Raw genomic sequence first — 16,152 nt, forward strand, 5'->3', positions numbered from 1 at the left:
AACTTCCGCCCGTCACTCCTGTCGTAGTTCTACGACACGCCGTCGCAGGACCTCAAACTGCAAATTCCATATTGGGACGATACCGCCCAAACGCTTTCTGTTTTATCTTGTACACAATAAGGATTGAGCAGTAATTAACAATTTAATCAAATTTCCAAACGGAATTTCTTTTCTCTTCTAAGGAGGGAAAAATCAATGAGTCGCAACACGATTTTAGCAGTCGCAATGTTTGCCTTGCTGGGCTTCATGACAAGCCCCGCAGCCGCCTCCGAGTTGTCTGTAGAATTCAGCGCCATGAGCAATCACAGCGATTCGGGTCAGATTGAAGGCAAGGTTGTCAGTTGTTCAGGAAAATACAACCCTCAGGGGACGATCGTTCATATTCCTGGTGTATCGGTCTCTACGAAACTCCCCCCCGACGGTGCATTCACGTTGTTGTTCGTCCCCGAGGGTACTTATAATCTCGTCTTCGAGCGTGCCGGCAAGACGTTCCGCTCCATAAACGGGATCGAAGTCAAGTCGTCCAAAAAGACCATCCTCGGACCGGTTCAGATTTGTCCGGATCTCGATGGCGACGGCTATGCCGTCACAGCGGACATCGATGATGAAAATGCCGCCACGTATCCCGGCGCCAAAGAAATCTGTGACCGCGTGGACAACAACGGCAATGGCGAGATCGATGAAGGTTGTTCTTACCGGAAATGTCCGAAGGGTGGGAAGTTCTGTATGAGCAACTGGAACAACATCAACCCCTGGCTTCGGGGACAAATAAAAACGCAAAGCTGGGATTCCAGCGACTCCCGGCTTCCGAAAGCCATCTTTTTCCAAGCAGGCCAGTAGCACCGATTCTCACGTTTGTCTGGCCTGTGGAGCCCGTGGCCTCACCCCCTTCGAGGTCACGGGTCCTCCCTTATTTCTCTGCTTTCCTCTTACCTGATTTCTTCCCGGCGCGGAAACCGCTCACGCGACCTTTCACTCAGCCTTGCGTTCCCAGGAGATGCCCCGTCATCGGGTCCACCTGGAAGGCGTTGCGTATCCATTCCGGATGCCGCTCCGTCTGCACGTCCACGGTATCGTGTCCTTTGCTGTAACGCAGGAACACACCATCCGGAACAGGACCGGTGTTGGGTTGAAAAGCCAGCTGGAACGGAACCGTGTCCACCTGCTGAAGGCCTGCGGCGTCGTTCCACTTGAAATACTGGGTGGGGGCAGGCTGGTTTTCCTTGCCGCTCACGGTGGGATCGGTGACCTGAAAATAAAACCCATCTTCGGCCCAACCCAGAACCCAGGGCGCGATGTTCAGGAATTCTTTCGGATCGAACGCGACGACAATCTGGGTGATGTCATCCGGGAGGTCGGCATTGACCAGGTAGATACGCGCTTCCTGCCTGAGGACTTTCGGCACGCCAGGGTTGGGGAAGGTGACGAGGCCATTCGGCCATTGCCACTTGAGGTATTTCACCGCGACGGCCAGCGTGTGCGTGCCGGGTTTGGCGCGAACGTTTTCAATATCCGTATAGATCTCAGGGTCGCGGTAGGTGCAGGCCGTCATCCAACACAACAGGCCGATGACAACGCAACGGTAAAACCGGCGCCGCCATTCACCGTGAAACCCAAGGCCGCCCGCGTTTTTACAGATCCTCCCCAGGTTCAGCGACTTTGAATCGATGGATTTTCCAGACATGCAACCCTACCCAATACGCGTTACCTATATACACTACAAGATGAAGGAAGAGCCACAGTTGGTCAATCAGCGAAAATCCGATAAGTGCCATCGTATTTGTACATATACACATAGGCCCCATTCCTACCAGGAAGTAGGCATCTTCATACCACCCTCTCAGTCCTTGTTGCGTATCGGGCACGCGCGCCCATTTGCGGCTGGTGCGATCGACCGTTTCGATCAATGCGTCCTGCCAGCCGTAAACGAAATTGTGAATGCGTTGCAATGCCAATATCACCGTGCCGTTTCCTGTTTCTTCATAAGCACCCCGTTCTTCTTCCGTCAACGATTCATCCGTCCGGTTCTTTTCATAACTGCCGACGCGGCTGGCGTAACTGACGTAGTAGTACACCCAGTAACTGCAATGCAGCAACGCGCTGGCCAGCGCCAGCAGTCCCAGCGTCCAGATCCAGCCCGGATGCTCAGCACTCTTTGCCACCTGCCAGGTGACGCCCGCATACACCAGCACCGTCACCAGAAAATCGGAAAACGAATCGAGAAAACGTCCCAATCGCGAGGCCTCGCCGCGCAGCCGGGCCAGGTTGCCGTCCACATTGTCGCAGAACAGTTTGCCGTACAAAAACACCGCGCCCCAGATCAACGCGTGCTCACCACTGGAAAAATAAAACGCGGCGGAGATCAATCCAAAGATCAGGGCCAGCACGGTGATGTGGTTGGCAGTGACGGGAAGGGGGTACAGCGCTTTCACCGCCCAGCGGTTGGGGAAGTACCAGAGCTCGTTGAGATCGAAGAACCCGCAGCCCGGAGGCAGCTTTTCCATCCTGTTCCAGTCGGGGGAATGGTCTGACATAAGAATATATTTTGATATTAGCGTTTCTAGAATTCCTGAACCAGCATCTGACCTAATCGAGAAACGATATCTGATTATTTTTTAAAGACTTAGAAGAAGGGACTATCGAGGAAGCAGAAGAGTCTGAGTCGAAGATATGAAAAATTTTGTCCAAATTGGCTTTGCTGGTTTTTTGGCTTTTATAAATAGGGTACGCCCCTTGATTTAGTAATTCTCTGTTGCCAACGGCACTTTCTGGCATTCCTTCATAAACTGGAGCAAACAGCGGAAGATTCATACCCAAACAAGTCTTTCCAGCCTCTATGCTTCCCCCTCGGCTTTTTGCCTCAATTAAAATTACAGCTTCCGAGAGAGCGCAAATAACGCCATTCCTTTGCATTGCGTTCCGGACACTCCAAGGTAGACCTGGCAAGAATTCACTTAAAACAAGAACCCTATCCCAATCCCAAATAGATAAAAGTTCTTTTTTGATTTTAAAATTTAGGATTCCTTCTGCCAAAACAAGGGTCGTAGTGCCTCCTGATTCCAAAGCAGCTCGATGGGTTGTCATATCCACACCATGCGCATAGCCAGAGACTATATTTATTCCGTCCCTAGATAATTGTTCTGCACAATCATAAGCTGTTTCAAGGCCTTTTCCGCTTGCCTCTCTGGAGCCACAAAATCCTACCGATGTTTTAGAAAGTAAATTGAGGTTACCAAACGCTAATAAAATGGGTGGAGCTTTTTTCTTAAGGCGGGAAACTAATTTTTGAGGGTAAATATCATCCTCAAAAAATATTACCTGAACATTTTTATCTAAAAGTTTATCCCATTTTTCAGAAACTACTTTTTCGTTAGATTGCCAATCTGAATATCCTTCATTATTTAAATATTTTTTTATCTCTTGTTGGCCCTTAAAAATTGCGTCTAAATCGATATCGTCTTTGAAAGCATTCCAAATAGTCCAAAATTTCGCAAAACCAATCCCCTTTGTTTCCAGCAAACGAAGAATATTAAATTTTAACTCGTTAGTTTCCATCAGACTTCAACTAGAAACATTATCGTCATTTCGACACGTTTTTTCACATGCCAATCCATAAACTTCCCTTGCACCAGCTTCCAACAATAACATGCCTACATAATTCATGGTAATTCCAGATTGATAAAGATCATCAATCAACAATACTCTCTTATTCTTAAAATAAGCAGAATCAACTTCAATTGTGCCTTCTAGGATATTCAGCTTTTCTTTTATTGGAATACTTTTCAGGCCTTCCCTAGGCCTTAGAGTCCTCAAGCAATCGCTAAAATTTTCTTTATTCCATAACCTGCCAATTTCATTGGCGAGAAATGAAGGTAAATTATAGGATTTTGTTGGATCAGAGGGCGGTACGCCAACCAAAACATCGGCCTTGTTATAACATTGAATTCTTTCTAAAAATTTCACACATAATTCAGCCAACTTTCTGGCGTTCTCTATATGACTAGAAATTAGAGGCTTATCATATGGTTTGGCATTTTCCCTTAATGTTCCAATATTTGTTTTTTCGTTTTCTGGATTACCATCAGTTCTATCAAAATCTAAGGCAAAGGACATAGTTAAACAGTCCCTTATTGTTACGCATTCATAGAAAATCGCTAACCAATTTTGTAATGCCTCAATTTCCCATTCCGATACATTTTTAAGATAAGTGTAATAGCCTGAAGTAGTTGGATTTTTTCGAAAACCGATAGTTTCAATTGAAAAAACACTTTCGAAAGCGGGAATGTAGCTGTCACCAAAGGGGAAAAATAAATTCCAGTCATCACCAAATTCTCCAGGTGGCTTTAAAAGTTTAAAGTCACTAGAGATTTTTCGTCTTCTAGGGGTTGAATTTATTGTTTTTAGAATATCTTCCCTTGAGAATATCATAGGGAAGATTATACAAAAATCGGAATATAGAAATAACTACTTTCAACAGATTCCGCAGATTTTGCAGGTGGCGGTGTCGCACACGGGTGTGTGCTTGGCGCGCAGGCCGCGCTGGTAATCCTGCCAGAGAAATTTCGGATGGTACCCGTGGTCCACAATGTCCCACGGCAGAAAATCGTCCTTGCCGTACTGGCGGTAGGTGAACCGGTCCGGATGCGGCACGGCGTTGTGCAGCGCGCGTTTTTCGTCGCGTCCGTTTTTCAAAAACTCCTCGAAAAAACTGAGCGCCCGCCGGTCGCCGCGCGACAGGTAGGTTTGCAGGTACGCCTCATTGGGCGAACCGAAACTGAGCTGCAGGTTGGGCAAGGGGCCCAGCACCTTGCGCAGCTTCTGGAATTTTTTCTTGAGCACGCTCACCGGCTCCATCGGGTGCCACTGGAACGGCGTGCCCGGTTTCGGCACCAGGGGACTGACGCCGATGGTGACGGTGCCGATGTTGCCGCGCCGGCTGCACGCTTCCACGTACACCTTCTGCACGTTCTTCACCAGTTCGATGAACTGGTCGATGTCTTCGTCTTCCTCCGCAGGCAGGCCGATGATCGAATAAATCTTGAGATGCAGCACCCCCTTCTCGGTCAGGAAGCGGCACTTGTCGATGACGAAATCGTCGGACGCGGATTTATTGATGACGTCGCGCATGCGCTCGGAGGGCGCATCCACCGCCACCGTCACCGTCTTCTGGCCGCTCTGCAAAATCAAATCGACCAGCTCGTCGGTCAAGGTCTCCATGCGCAGCGACGAAAACGACAGCATCTTGCCCTCTTTGACGATGCGCCTGGCCAGCCCCAGCAGTTGCGGGTGATCCGTCACCGACGGCCCGACCAGGCCAATGGTCGCGGCGCTCCTGTCCTGCGCGGCCAACACCCGTTCCAGCGATTCATAGGTCTGGTCCAGATCCGGTTCGCGTGGCGGCCGGTAGATGAACCCCGCTGTGCAGAAACGGCAGGCCCAGATGCACCCGCGCGTCACTTCCATCAGCGCCATGTCGCGGAACGCGGTCGTCTCGCCGTGCAGTTCCGAATGCGTGCACAGCGCCGGATCGCCTTCCGCCACCCAGTGACGGGCAATGCGGGCGGGCACGCCCGGTTGCGGCACCAGCGCCGTCTGCACGCCGTCGGTGTATTCCGGCGTGTACAACTCCGGCACGTAAATGCCCGGCAGCCGCGCCGCTTCCGCCATCAATTCACGCGGATCGCGCCAGTCGTTTTGCGTGTACAAATCGAAGAACGGCTGGATCATGCCCTCGGCTTCGCCGATGAAACCGACGTCGAAAATGTCCGCCAAAGGTTCTGGATTGATGAACAGAGCCGATCCCCCTGCGACGATGAGAGGGTATTGGGAGCCGCGCTGGCGGCGGTCCAGCGGGATGCCGAAATAGTCGAGGATGGCGACGGCGTTGAGGTAATCGGGCTCGAACGAAATCGAAAACGCGATCAGGTCGAAACCCATGGGCAGGCGGCCCGCATCGTGCGAGCGCAACGCCTCCGGCTTCAACGCCTGCGTCATCGGCGTCCAATCGTCGGGCAGGCTGTAGCGGTCGCACACCACCCCGTCGAGGCGGTTGAGCAGACCGTACACGCGTTGAAAACCGAGATTGGCCAGCGCCACATCCGTCGTGCTGGGATAAATCAAAAGTACACTGACCGGGCGCACCCTCGGGGCCTCGGCAATCGCCTGTTTCACAAAATCCGTATCGGGCATATAATCCTTAAAAAGGAACTTGTTTTGACCCCCCCCTCATCCTAACCTTCTCCCACCAGGGGGGAAGGAACTGGCCTACGGCCAGCAGAGACGGGTTGTATTTGGAGCGTGCGGACAAACCAGCGTCCGCTTTCCGAGCACAATCCCGTTTGTTCCGCGCCAGGCGCGGCCCCCTCTCCCTTTATGGGAGCACTCAAGGAGTGACGGGCTGGGGTGAGGGTGATTTCCTTTTCCATTCAATAACAAAATTTTTAAAACCACCGGATTCATTATCATACTGCAAAACCGGCCCATGAACCAGAACCAGGATTGGAATAAGACCCGCACCACCCCGCGCTCCGGCGAAGCGGACGAGCGCATGCGCGCCTATCTGGAGAAAATCGCCACCGGCCCGCGCATGTCGAAGGACCTCACCGAAGCCGAGGCCGAAGACGGGTTGAGCCTGGTTCTCGACCACGCCGTCAGCGAAGCCCGCGCCGCCGTGTTCCTGATCGCCTCGCGCATGAAGATCGAGTCCATCGGCGAGACCCGCGGTTTCTACCGCGCGCTGGATGCGACCACGCTCAAACGTGAGGTCGGGCTCGACCGGCTGCTGCAGGTAGCGGATGCGTTCGACGGATTCGTGCGCGCACCGCAGTTTGGCTTTTACACCATCCCGGTGCTGGCGCAGATGGGCCTGCCCGCATTCGCATTGTCGGCGCTGCCCACCGCGCCCAAACACGGCGTCACCTGTGAAGATTTACTGATCCACCACTACGGCGCACGCCCGAACACGACGCTGGAAGAACGCGCCCGGCTCATCGAACAGTTCGGCTTCGGTTATCTCGGCACCGAACAGTGCCATCCCAAACTCGAAGGACTGCGCGGACTGCGCGAAGAAGTCGTCAAGCGCACCACGCTGGCGACGCTGGAAAAAATGCTGATGCCGCTCAAAGCACAGCACACCTTCCTCGCCTCCAACTACTTTCATCCGGGGTATGAAACGGCGATGATCGAAGTGGCGAAGATTTCCGGGTTCGACCGCGTGCTCATCGGCAACGGCATGGAAGGCAGCACGCTGTACGGCGTGCACAAACAGGCGAAGGTGTACATGCAGATGGGCGAAAACGCACTGGCCGAGATGAAACTGGATTGCGAATCGCTGTACGACGCCGATACCGTGAAGACACTTCGAGACGCGTTCACCGCGCTCAAAGACGTGCCCGCGAAAAAATCCGAAATCGCGCAGCTCGGCGAACAGGCGCTCCAAAACGGCAGCGGTCCCGCCACGCCGATGATCGCGCATCATGCCGCGACCCTGTCTCACCTCTCCGGCCACTCCCGCAACGTCGCCGACGCGTACCATCAGGCCATCGAAATTTTAAAAACTAAAAACACCCTGAATACATTAAAAATTTTCATAGACACATTTAATAAAAAAAAATGAACAATTTAGACAAGTTTTTTCAGGAAGCAGTAGATCGGGCATTTAAAGAAACGGATTTAAATTTTCAAGAAATAGAAGACATTATAAAAAAGAGCTTTAAATCTGCTACAGCTAAAACTGCAAAATCAGTCTTCAAGCAATTGAAGAAAGATGCGCCGAAAATGCTAAAAGAAAGACGCACAGCAATTGAAGCATTTGAAAATAGACATAAAAGTAGATGGGAAAACGCTCTTAATTTACTGGAAACACAAATAGTTATTTCAGAAGAACTTTCACAAGAATTTCATAACGGCTTCCATGAAAACAATCAGGAAATGGAAACTCCTCTAGATCATATAACCTTTGAAGCCTTACATAATTTACATACTAGGGGTTTACTTATTGGCAGAGAAATTCTTTGCTTACTAAAAGCTGGTTATGCGGATGGTGCGCTAGCAAGATGGCGAAGTTTGCACGAAATTGCGGTTATAATAAGCTTTCTTTGTAACATTGAAAACAAAGAGGAAATCTCAACACGATATATTTTAAGCAGAGAAGCTCAAACCTTAAAGGCCATGGAAAACCTCAACAAACACGCAAACAAAGCCAGATTAGAACCTTTCACCGAAGAGGAAATGGCTGAAGCAAGGGATCATTGCAATAACATTAAAAACCAGTATGGAGAGGAACTGGTAAATGATTATGGGTGGGCTTCTCCAGTTTTAAAAAATAAAAACCCTAAACTAATTGACTTGGAAAAATACACTGAACTAGACCACTGGCGGCCTAGATTTAAATGGGCAAGTAATTATATTCATGGAAGCTTCAAACCCCATAATTCACTCTTAGGTTTGTGCGAGGCTGAAGAAGAAACTGAGGGCAATTTATATTTAATTGGCCCAAGCAATTCAGGCTTAACAGACCCTGGCCATATGACATCAATCTCACTTTTAATATCAACAACTAATTTTCTCTTAACAATACCAACGGTTGATCACATTGTTTTTTCAAGAATATTATCTATCTTAGAAAAGCAAATCGGAACCGCTTTTTCTTCAGTCGGCTAGTATTTGATTTACTTCTTCCCCAGCATCGGTTCCAGGTGCTTCCACACGGTGATGGTGACTTTGGCGTAGCCTTTTTCCAACGGATGCAGGCCGTCGGGCTGGGTGAGTTCCTGCACACCGGCGACGCCTTCCAGAAAAAACGGAATCAGCGGCACGTCGTATTGCTCCGCCACGTCGTGGAACACCTGTTCGAACGCCTCGGTGTATTCGCGTCCCAGGTTGGGCGTGATCTTCATCCCCGCCAGCAACACCTTCGCGCCGTGTTTCTGACAGGTCTCGATGATGCGCGCCAGGTTCTCGCGCATGGAGTCGATGGGCAAACCGCGCAGGCCGTCGTTGGCGCCGAGTTCCACGATCACGATTTCCGGATCGTGCCGCAGCAGCCAGTCGATGCGCGCCGCGCCGCCGGCGGTGGTGTCGCCACTGACCCCGGCGTTGACCACCTTGTAGGGGTACCCCTTGGCCTCCAGAACCCGTTGCAGTCGCGAGGGATAGCTCTTTTCCGGCGGCACCTGGTAGCCGAAGGTCAGGCTGTCTCCAAACGCGAGAATTACGGGTTTATCTGACACGGGGCCAGCTCCTGTGAGGGTGAGGAGTAAGAACGCGGCGCAAAAAATTTTTGTAAATGCCCGCCTGACTTTGCAACAATGAAACATACGGCAATCCAATGCAGACCCGCGGAACCTGATGATCGAAATTCGACAACTCACGAAATCCCTTTATGGTGGCGGACACCGGGTGGACATCCTGAAAGGCATCGACCTGACGGTGCCGGACGGACAGTTCGTGGCGGTCACCGGGCCTTCCGGCAGCGGCAAGACCACCCTGCTGAGCCTCATTGCCGGGCTCGACAGCCCGACCGGCGGTTCCATCATCGTGGACGGGCAGGATATCACGAAACTCGGCGAAGATGAACTGGCCGTTTTGCGCGGCCAGCGCTTCGGTTTCGTGTTCCAGAATTTCCACCTGATCCCCACCCTCACCGCCGTGGAAAACGTGTTGCTCTCGGCGGAACTCAACGGCTCCTCCAGCGCGCATAAAAAATCGGAGGACCTTTTGGGCGTGGTCGGTCTGGGCGAACGCCTGCACCATTACCCGTCGCAGTTGTCCGGCGGCGAGCAACAGCGCCTGTCCCTGGCGCGCGCCTTCGTCAACGAACCGGACATCGTGCTCGCCGACGAGCCCACGGGCAACCTCGATTCCAAAAACAGCGACAAGATCATGGACCTGATCACGGAACTGCATCGCGTGAAACGCGCGACCATCATCCTCGTCACCCACGAGGTGCACATCGCGGCGCGCACCCAGCGCACGCTGACCATGGCCGACGGCAACCTGGTGGATGACGTGCTCAATTCACAATGGACCGGATCATGAAGTCGTCGCAGATGACGTTCGGCCAGGTGTTCCGGCTGGCATTGACGGAGAGCCGTGGCGCGGGCAAGCGCTTCCTCTTCTTCGTCATCTGCCTCGCCATCGGCGTCGGCGCCATCATGACGATCAAAAGTTTTTCCAATATCCTCGAACAGGCCATTCAACGCGAATCGAAGGCGCTCCTGGCTGCGGACATCGAGATCAAAAGCAGCTGGCCGCAAAGTCCCGAAGACCGCGCGTATCAAAAAGAAGTCCTGCCAGCCGGCACCGAGTTTATATTCCTTAAAGAACTGCACGCCATGACGCGGTTCCCGGACCCGAAACGTCCCGGCAACCAGGCCAACCTGCTGGTGGAGTTGAAATCCGTTCCGGCAACGCCGCCGTTTTATCCGTTTTACGGCACGCTCACCACCAATCCTTCCGGACCGCTCTCCGAGTTGCTCGCCGACCGCGGCGCGCTGGTCGAGCCGAATTTTCTGATCAAATCCCAACTCCAGATCGGCGATCGGTTCCAGCTTGGTGAGGTGGAGGCGCGCATTGCGGCGGTGATTGAGGGCGAACCCGATCGCATCTCCCGCGCCTTCAGCATCGGTCCCAGAGTGATGGTGTCGAACGCCACGCTGGAGCAGGCGGCGTTGATCGCCCCCGGCAGCCGCGTGAAGAATAAAACCCTCGTGCACCTGCCCACCGGCTTTCCGCTGGAAAAAGGCGTCGCCCTGCTCGAACGCGGACTCCAGGACAAGGCCGCATCCATCCGCACCTACAAGGACATGGAATCGTCGTTGACCGGAGCCATCGACCGCATGAGCAAATACCTCGGTTCGGTCGGCGTCATCGCTCTCCTGATGGGCGGCATCGGCGTGGCCATGATCATCCGCACCTTCATGGCGCAGAAGATGGACACCATCGCCATCCTCAACTGCCTCGGCGCCACCTCGCGCACGGTGTTCATGGTGTACCTGATCCAGGCTTTACTGCTGGGCCTCAGCGGCAGCCTGTTGGGCGTGGGCATTGGCTACGCACTCCAGTTCAGCCTGCCGGAAAAAATGGCGGATCTCCTGAACCTCGAAGTCACGCCCCGATTCGACTGGGAACCGGCGCTGCAATCGTTGTCGCTCGGCCTGTTGACCACCCTGCTGTTCACCGTATGGCCACTCATCCGCGCCGTGCGCACGCGGCCTCTGCGCCTGTTCCGCCACATCGCCGAAGAGGAAGAGTTGGCGCGCGGATCGCGGCGGCAACGCTGGACCATGGGCCTGTTGTTTTCGCTGGGACTGGTGGCGATCGTGTTTTGGCAGGCGGAATCGATCAAACGCGGCCTCGTGTTTCTGTCCATCCTCATCGTGTCGGCGTTGCTGCTGGCGGGCGTGGCGCTCCTGTTTTTGAAAGCGCTGCGTAAGATGCCGCCGTCGCCACTCATGACACGGCGTTATGGATTGGCCAACCTGTACCGGCCCAACAACCAGGCGGTATCGATCATCACCGCGCTCGGCATGGGCATCATGCTGGTGCTGTCGATTCACCTCATCCAGATGGACATGATCGCCATGCTCAACAAGAGCACGGAGAACAAGCCGCCCAATTATTTTTTCATCGACATCCAGAAGCATCAGGTGGATGAGTACCGCACAATCATCAACTCCTTCGGCGCGGAAGCCAAAGAAGAAACCACGCCGCTGGTGCGCTCGCGCCTGTTCAGCATCGACGGGCGCCGTACCGACGACTGGGACTACACCAACCGCCACGCCGAGGAGTGGTTCATCAATCGCGAGTTCGTATTGACGTACCGCGTGGACCCGCCTCCGGGCAGCAACGAAGTCATCAAGGGCGAGTGGTGGAGCAAGGAGGACGCAGGCAAGGCGCTGGTGTCGCTGGAAGAAGATGCCGCCCGGCGGCTGGACGCACACATCGGCTCGGAGCTGGTGATGGACATTCAGGGCATCCATGTCACCGCCACCGTGCACAACATCCGCCGCGTGGACTGGCGCAACATGCGCACCAATTTTTACATGGTATTTTCTCCGGGAGCGCTGGACGGGGCGCCGGTCACGTTTGTCAGCACCGTGCACATCCCGCGCGAGAAAGAATTGAAACTGCAACAGGCGGTGGTCGATGCCCTGCCGAACGTCACCGCCCTCGGCACGCGCGACATTGTGGAGAGCATCGAAAACGTGGTCAACAAACTGCTGACCCTGGTGGATTTCATGTCCGCCTTCGCCATCGCTTCGGGTCTGTTCATCCTGTCCGGCGCGGTGGCCTCCACCAAGTTCCGCCGCCTCAAGGAAGCCGCCATCCTGAAAACGCTGGGAGCGCGCCGCCGCGCCGTCGCCGCCATCCTCGGTTACGAATACGGCACGCTGGGCCTCGTCGCTGCAGCGGTGGGCGTGTTGCTGTCGGTCGGCACGTCGTGGGCGGTGATGGAGTACGTTGTCAAATCGCCGTGGCATTTCCGGCTGGGACCGCTCGGCTGGTCCTTCCTCGTGGCGTTTCTGCTGACCACCATCACCGGCATTCTGAGCAGCATCGACGTGTTGCGCAACAAACCCATCCATACCCTGCGGCGCGTGGACGGCTGAGCCTCACGGCAACTCGACAAACACCTCGTCGCCTTCCACCGACACCGTGAACGTGTCCACCTCACCACTGACATTGTTGAGGCATTCGCCGGTGGTGATGTCGAACTGCCAACCGTGATTGGGACAGATGATGGTTTTGCCGTCCAGCTTGCCATGCCCCAGCGAGCCGCCGCGGTGCGGGCAGAAGTCCGCCGTCGCCCAGAATGTGCCTTCGACGCAATACACGGCGATATCCTGTCCGTTGATCTCAAACTTGTTGCCCTCGCCTTCCGCCAGATCGCCTGTCTTACAGACTTTGTGTTTGGCCATGATTCGATTCCTTTCCTGCAAACCTGCGTCCATTAAAAGAGTATCGATTTCATTGCAGCCAGTATGATATAAAAAGCTGGGATCTGAAAAGAAGAAGGAGGCCCTGTGTTTTTCGGAAAATATTACCGGAGAGGAAAGGCCACTCCGTTCAAGGTATCGATGGTGGCCGTCCTGCTGGGCTTTGCGCTCAGCGGAGCCGTCACCGGCCGTGCCTTCGCCGCCGACCCCAGCCATTACATCCATGACAAACCCTTCGAGGCGCCGGCGTGGATTCCTCCCCCTCCGCCCCCGCCGAAAACCCATTTCATCGACAACGGCGACGGCACCCTCACCGACGCCAACGGGTTGATGTGGACGCAGAAAGACAGCTACGCGGAACTCGGCCGCTGCCTCAACTGGTCCGACGCGGACCTCTATGTCCGCAACCTCGAAACGGGCGGATACACCGACTGGCGCATGCCCAACATTCGGGAACTGGGCAGCATTTACGACAACACCAAGGAAAACATACTCGCCTGGGATGAGGACCCCGAACACCCGCTGCATCTCGACAAGGCCTTTTCACCCGGCGCGGCCTACTGGTACTGGTCCAGTGAAAAGGAGGAGACCCAACTCACCGACTGCTGCGCGCGCTCGTTTTATTTTCCACAAGGCCTGGTCAACGTCCGCAGGTTGTCGTTCTGCAAACACGGCGGCGCGCGCGCGGTGCGCGACCCGCGTTAGGCATTCCCGGCCGGCTCCCCCGCCTCGACGCGCGGCACATGAATGCGGAAGACGCTGCCCTCGCCCACTGTGCTCTGCACACTCACTTTTCCGTTGTGTGCCTGCGCGATGTGCTTGACGATGGCAAGGCCCAGTCCGGTGCCGCCCATTTGCCGGCTTCTGGCCTTGTCCACGCGGTAAAACCGTTCGAACAAACGCGGCAGGTGTTCGCGCGGGATGCCGCGCCCCTGGTCGGCCACCGACACCACCACCTGGTGAGGCGAGGCCTGCGCCGTCACGCGGATGCAGGTGTCGTTTTCACTGTACTTGATGGCGTTGTCCACGAGGTTGACCAGCGCCTGCTCGAACAGCGGCGGATTGAGCGCCACCTGGAGCGCCGCGTCGCAGTCCACCTCGATACGGATATTTTTCTCCTCCGCCTGCCGGCTGCTGTGCTGGATGGCCGTCTCCAGCAATCCGCGCAACTCCGTTTCCTGGATGACGAGCCCGCCCTTCTCCGAATCCTGTTCGATGCGCGACAGGCTGAGCAGGTCGTCGATGATGGCGTTCAACCGATCCGACTGATTGGAAACGATCCGTAAAAACCGCTCGGCGTTTTCCGGTTCCTGCATCGCCCCGCTGAGCAGCGTCTCGACGAAGCCCTTGATCGAAGTGATCGGCGTGCGCAACTCGTGCGACACGTTGGCGACGAAATCGCGGCGCATGTTTTCCAACCGGCGCAACCGCGTGACGTCGTTGAGCACGATGACCGCGCCGATGGTGACATCGCCCGCGTCCTTCAACACCGCGCCCACCGCCTGCAGATAGCGTTCCTCGTCCGGGCGGTCGAGCACCAGGTCGCTCTCCACCGCCTCCACGCTTTTGAGCGCGCGCTTGACGAAGTCCTGAATCTGCGAATGGCGAAACACCTCCGGCACGCTGCGCCCCTGCGCGTCTTCCATACGCACGTCGAGAAACCGCGCCGCCGACTGGTTGATGCTGATGATGGCCTCGTCGCTGTCCACAGCGATCACGCCCTCCACCATGCTGGCGAGGATGGCTTCCTGCTCATTGCGCTGGGCGGTGATGGTGCGGATGCGTTCGTCAAGTTGCGCCGCCATGGTGTTGAGCGCAAAGGCGAGGTTGTCGATGTCCTGCGGCCCGTTGACGTGGATGCGCGAGCGCAGGTCGCCCTGTGCAAACCGCTCGGCGTGTTCCTTCATGGCGAGCAACGGACGGCTGATGCGGCGCGACACGAGCAGGCTGATCGGGGTGGCGATGAGCGCGATGACCAGACCGGCCAACGCGATTTTATAGGTGATGCCCTCCAGCATTTCGTGGATGACCGTCAACGGCAACGCCGTGCGCACGACACCGGTCACCTGGCCATTGTGACGCAGCGGCACCGCCACATACATCAATTCGGTTTTCAGGGTGTGGCTGTAGCGTTGCGACGATCCGTGTTCGCCCTTGAGCGCCTTCACCACTTCCGGACGCGTGCCGTGATTGTCCATCTGTGACGGGTCGCGGTGCGAGTCGGCGATCACGTTGCCCTCAGGCGTGATCAGCGTCACCCGCATGCCTCCGGCCCTGCCCAACTCGTCCGCCCGTTGGCGCAGCGGCGCGTGCTTGCCGGCGTGGAACAGATCGCGGGTCTGCGTCTCGACCAGCTGGGCGCGCGCCTCCAGGTCCTGAAACGTGCGGTCGTATAAAAATTGCTGAAGCGAGCTGAGCGAGTACCAGCCGATGGCGCCGAGCGCGATGAACGTAAGAAGGAGGTAGGAGAGATAGATCTGGTGATGGAGGGTTTTGTTGATCATGCGTCGTCGTGGAACCGGTACCCCACCCCGCGCACCGTTTCGATGTAATCGGCGCAGTCGCCCAGCTTCTTGCGCAGGCCGACGATCTGGAAATCGACCGAGCGGTCGGTGACCGCGTGGTCCTCGCCGCGGATGGCATCGACCAGCTGCCCGCGCGTGAACACCCAGCCGGGGCGCGACGCCAGGATTTGCAGGATGCGGAACTCGGTGAACGTGAGGTCCAGTTTCTGGCCCTTCACCTTGGCCTCGTGGCGGCCGGGGTGGATGCTGAGGTCTTTCACCGTGAGGACGCCGTCCTCGGCGGGAGCCGGTTCCGTGCGGCGGCGCAGCACGGCGCGCACGCGGCTTATAAAAATTTTCGGACTGAAGGGTTTGGTGACGTAATCGTCCGCGCCCATTTCGAGACCCGTCACCACGTCGCTCTCCTCACCCTTGGCGGTGACCATGATGATGGGGATGTCGCGCAACGCGGCATCGGTTTTGATCGAGCGGCAGACATTGAGGCCGTCGATGCCGGGCAGCATGAGGTCCAGCACCACCAGGTCCGGCACCTCCGCCGCCACCTGCTTGAGCGCCTTCTCGCCCGTGTCCACGCAGGTGACCTTGAACGCCTCGCGCGACAGGTTGTAACGGAGCAGTTCCTGAATGTCTTCCTCGTCCTCCACCACCAGTATCTTTTCTGCGGTCATGCGACCCTCCAAAATTCGTTT

Annotated in this window: 15 protein-coding genes; 6 read left to right on the forward strand and 9 right to left on the reverse strand. The window is 55.5% G+C overall.

Annotated elements, in window-relative coordinates:
• Positions 1 to 195 precede the first annotated feature (195 nt).
• A complete protein-coding gene (locus QML71_RS11670) occupies positions 196 to 840 on the forward strand; it encodes a MopE-related protein (protein WP_282012107.1) in 645 nt (214 codons plus the stop codon).
• 136 nt (positions 841 to 976) lie between these two features.
• Here QML71_RS11670 and QML71_RS11675 read toward each other — a convergent pair whose 3' ends face one another.
• From QML71_RS11675 to QML71_RS11695, 5 genes are all read right to left on the reverse strand, one after another.
• On the reverse strand, positions 977 to 1,684 hold the full coding sequence (locus tag QML71_RS11675; protein WP_282012108.1) for a hypothetical protein: 708 nt from the start codon (positions 1,682 to 1,684) through the stop codon (positions 977 to 979).
• Complete coding sequence (locus QML71_RS11680) at positions 1,632 to 2,504, reverse strand: CDP-alcohol phosphatidyltransferase family protein (protein ID WP_282012109.1); 873 nt, start codon at positions 2,502 to 2,504, stop codon at positions 1,632 to 1,634. Before QML71_RS11680 ends, QML71_RS11675 begins: the two co-directional genes overlap by 53 nt.
• Positions 2,505 to 2,586: 82 nt before the next feature.
• The gene (locus QML71_RS11685; RefSeq protein WP_282012110.1) at positions 2,587 to 3,555 is read right to left on the reverse strand and encodes a DNA-processing protein DprA; all 969 of its coding nucleotides are present in this window, start codon (positions 3,553 to 3,555) and stop codon (positions 2,587 to 2,589) included.
• Positions 3,556 to 3,561: 6 nt separating this feature from the next.
• A complete protein-coding gene (locus tag QML71_RS11690; RefSeq protein WP_282012111.1) occupies positions 3,562 to 4,428 on the reverse strand; it encodes a ComF family protein in 867 nt (288 codons plus the stop codon).
• 42 nt (positions 4,429 to 4,470) lie between these two features.
• Positions 4,471 to 6,189, reverse strand: coding sequence for a radical SAM protein (locus QML71_RS11695; RefSeq protein WP_282012112.1), 1,719 nt, complete (start codon positions 6,187 to 6,189; stop codon positions 4,471 to 4,473).
• 292 nt (positions 6,190 to 6,481) lie between these two features.
• Between QML71_RS11695 and QML71_RS11700 the strand changes: the two genes are divergently transcribed.
• Both QML71_RS11700 and QML71_RS11705 read left to right on the forward strand, forming a co-directional pair.
• On the forward strand, positions 6,482 to 7,615 hold the full coding sequence (locus QML71_RS11700) for a hypothetical protein (RefSeq protein WP_282012113.1): 1,134 nt from the start codon (positions 6,482 to 6,484) through the stop codon (positions 7,613 to 7,615).
• Entirely contained in the window at positions 7,612 to 8,661 is a 1,050-nt protein-coding gene (locus tag QML71_RS11705) for a DUF5677 domain-containing protein (RefSeq protein ID WP_282012114.1), read from the forward strand. Before QML71_RS11700 ends, QML71_RS11705 begins: the two co-directional genes overlap by 4 nt.
• Before the next feature lie 8 nt (positions 8,662 to 8,669).
• On the opposite strand, the gene QML71_RS11710 is transcribed toward QML71_RS11705, so the two are convergent.
• Positions 8,670 to 9,230: an arylesterase gene (locus tag QML71_RS11710; RefSeq protein WP_282012115.1), complete on the reverse strand. Its 561-nt coding sequence runs from the start codon at positions 9,228 to 9,230 to the stop codon at positions 8,670 to 8,672.
• A gap of 118 nt (positions 9,231 to 9,348) precedes the next feature.
• On the opposite strand from QML71_RS11710, the gene QML71_RS11715 reads away from it, so the two are divergent.
• Both QML71_RS11715 and QML71_RS11720 read left to right on the forward strand, forming a co-directional pair.
• Complete coding sequence (locus QML71_RS11715; protein ID WP_282012116.1) at positions 9,349 to 10,038, forward strand: ABC transporter ATP-binding protein; 690 nt, start codon at positions 9,349 to 9,351, stop codon at positions 10,036 to 10,038.
• A complete protein-coding gene (locus QML71_RS11720; protein WP_282012117.1) occupies positions 10,035 to 12,611 on the forward strand; it encodes an ABC transporter permease in 2,577 nt (858 codons plus the stop codon). Before QML71_RS11715 ends, QML71_RS11720 begins: the two co-directional genes overlap by 4 nt.
• Positions 12,612 to 12,614: 3 nt before the next feature.
• Here QML71_RS11720 and QML71_RS11725 read toward each other — a convergent pair whose 3' ends face one another.
• Positions 12,615 to 12,920 (reverse strand): Rieske (2Fe-2S) protein, encoded by a 306-nt coding sequence (locus QML71_RS11725; protein ID WP_282012118.1) that lies wholly within the window; start codon positions 12,918 to 12,920, stop codon positions 12,615 to 12,617.
• A 105-nt stretch (positions 12,921 to 13,025) separates the two neighbouring features.
• Here QML71_RS11725 and QML71_RS11730 point away from each other — a divergent pair, with 105 nt between their 5' ends.
• Positions 13,026 to 13,643 carry an Lcl C-terminal domain-containing protein gene (locus QML71_RS11730; RefSeq protein ID WP_282012119.1) on the forward strand — a complete coding sequence of 206 codons (618 nt, stop codon included), beginning with the start codon at positions 13,026 to 13,028 and terminating at the stop codon, positions 13,641 to 13,643.
• Here the strand turns inward: QML71_RS11730 and pnpS are convergent.
• Positions 13,640 to 15,442: a two-component system histidine kinase PnpS gene (gene pnpS, locus QML71_RS11735; RefSeq protein ID WP_282012120.1), complete on the reverse strand. Its 1,803-nt coding sequence runs from the start codon at positions 15,440 to 15,442 to the stop codon at positions 13,640 to 13,642. The genes QML71_RS11730 and pnpS overlap by 4 nt on opposite strands.
• On the reverse strand, positions 15,439 to 16,131 hold the full coding sequence (locus tag QML71_RS11740; RefSeq protein ID WP_282012121.1) for a response regulator: 693 nt from the start codon (positions 16,129 to 16,131) through the stop codon (positions 15,439 to 15,441). Before QML71_RS11740 ends, pnpS begins: the two co-directional genes overlap by 4 nt.
• Between the last annotated feature and the right edge of the window lie 21 nt (positions 16,132 to 16,152).

The sequence above is a fragment of the Nitrospina watsonii genome, from assembly GCF_946900835.1.
GTDB classification, from domain to species: Bacteria; Nitrospinota; Nitrospinia; order Nitrospinales; family Nitrospinaceae; genus Nitrospina; species Nitrospina watsonii.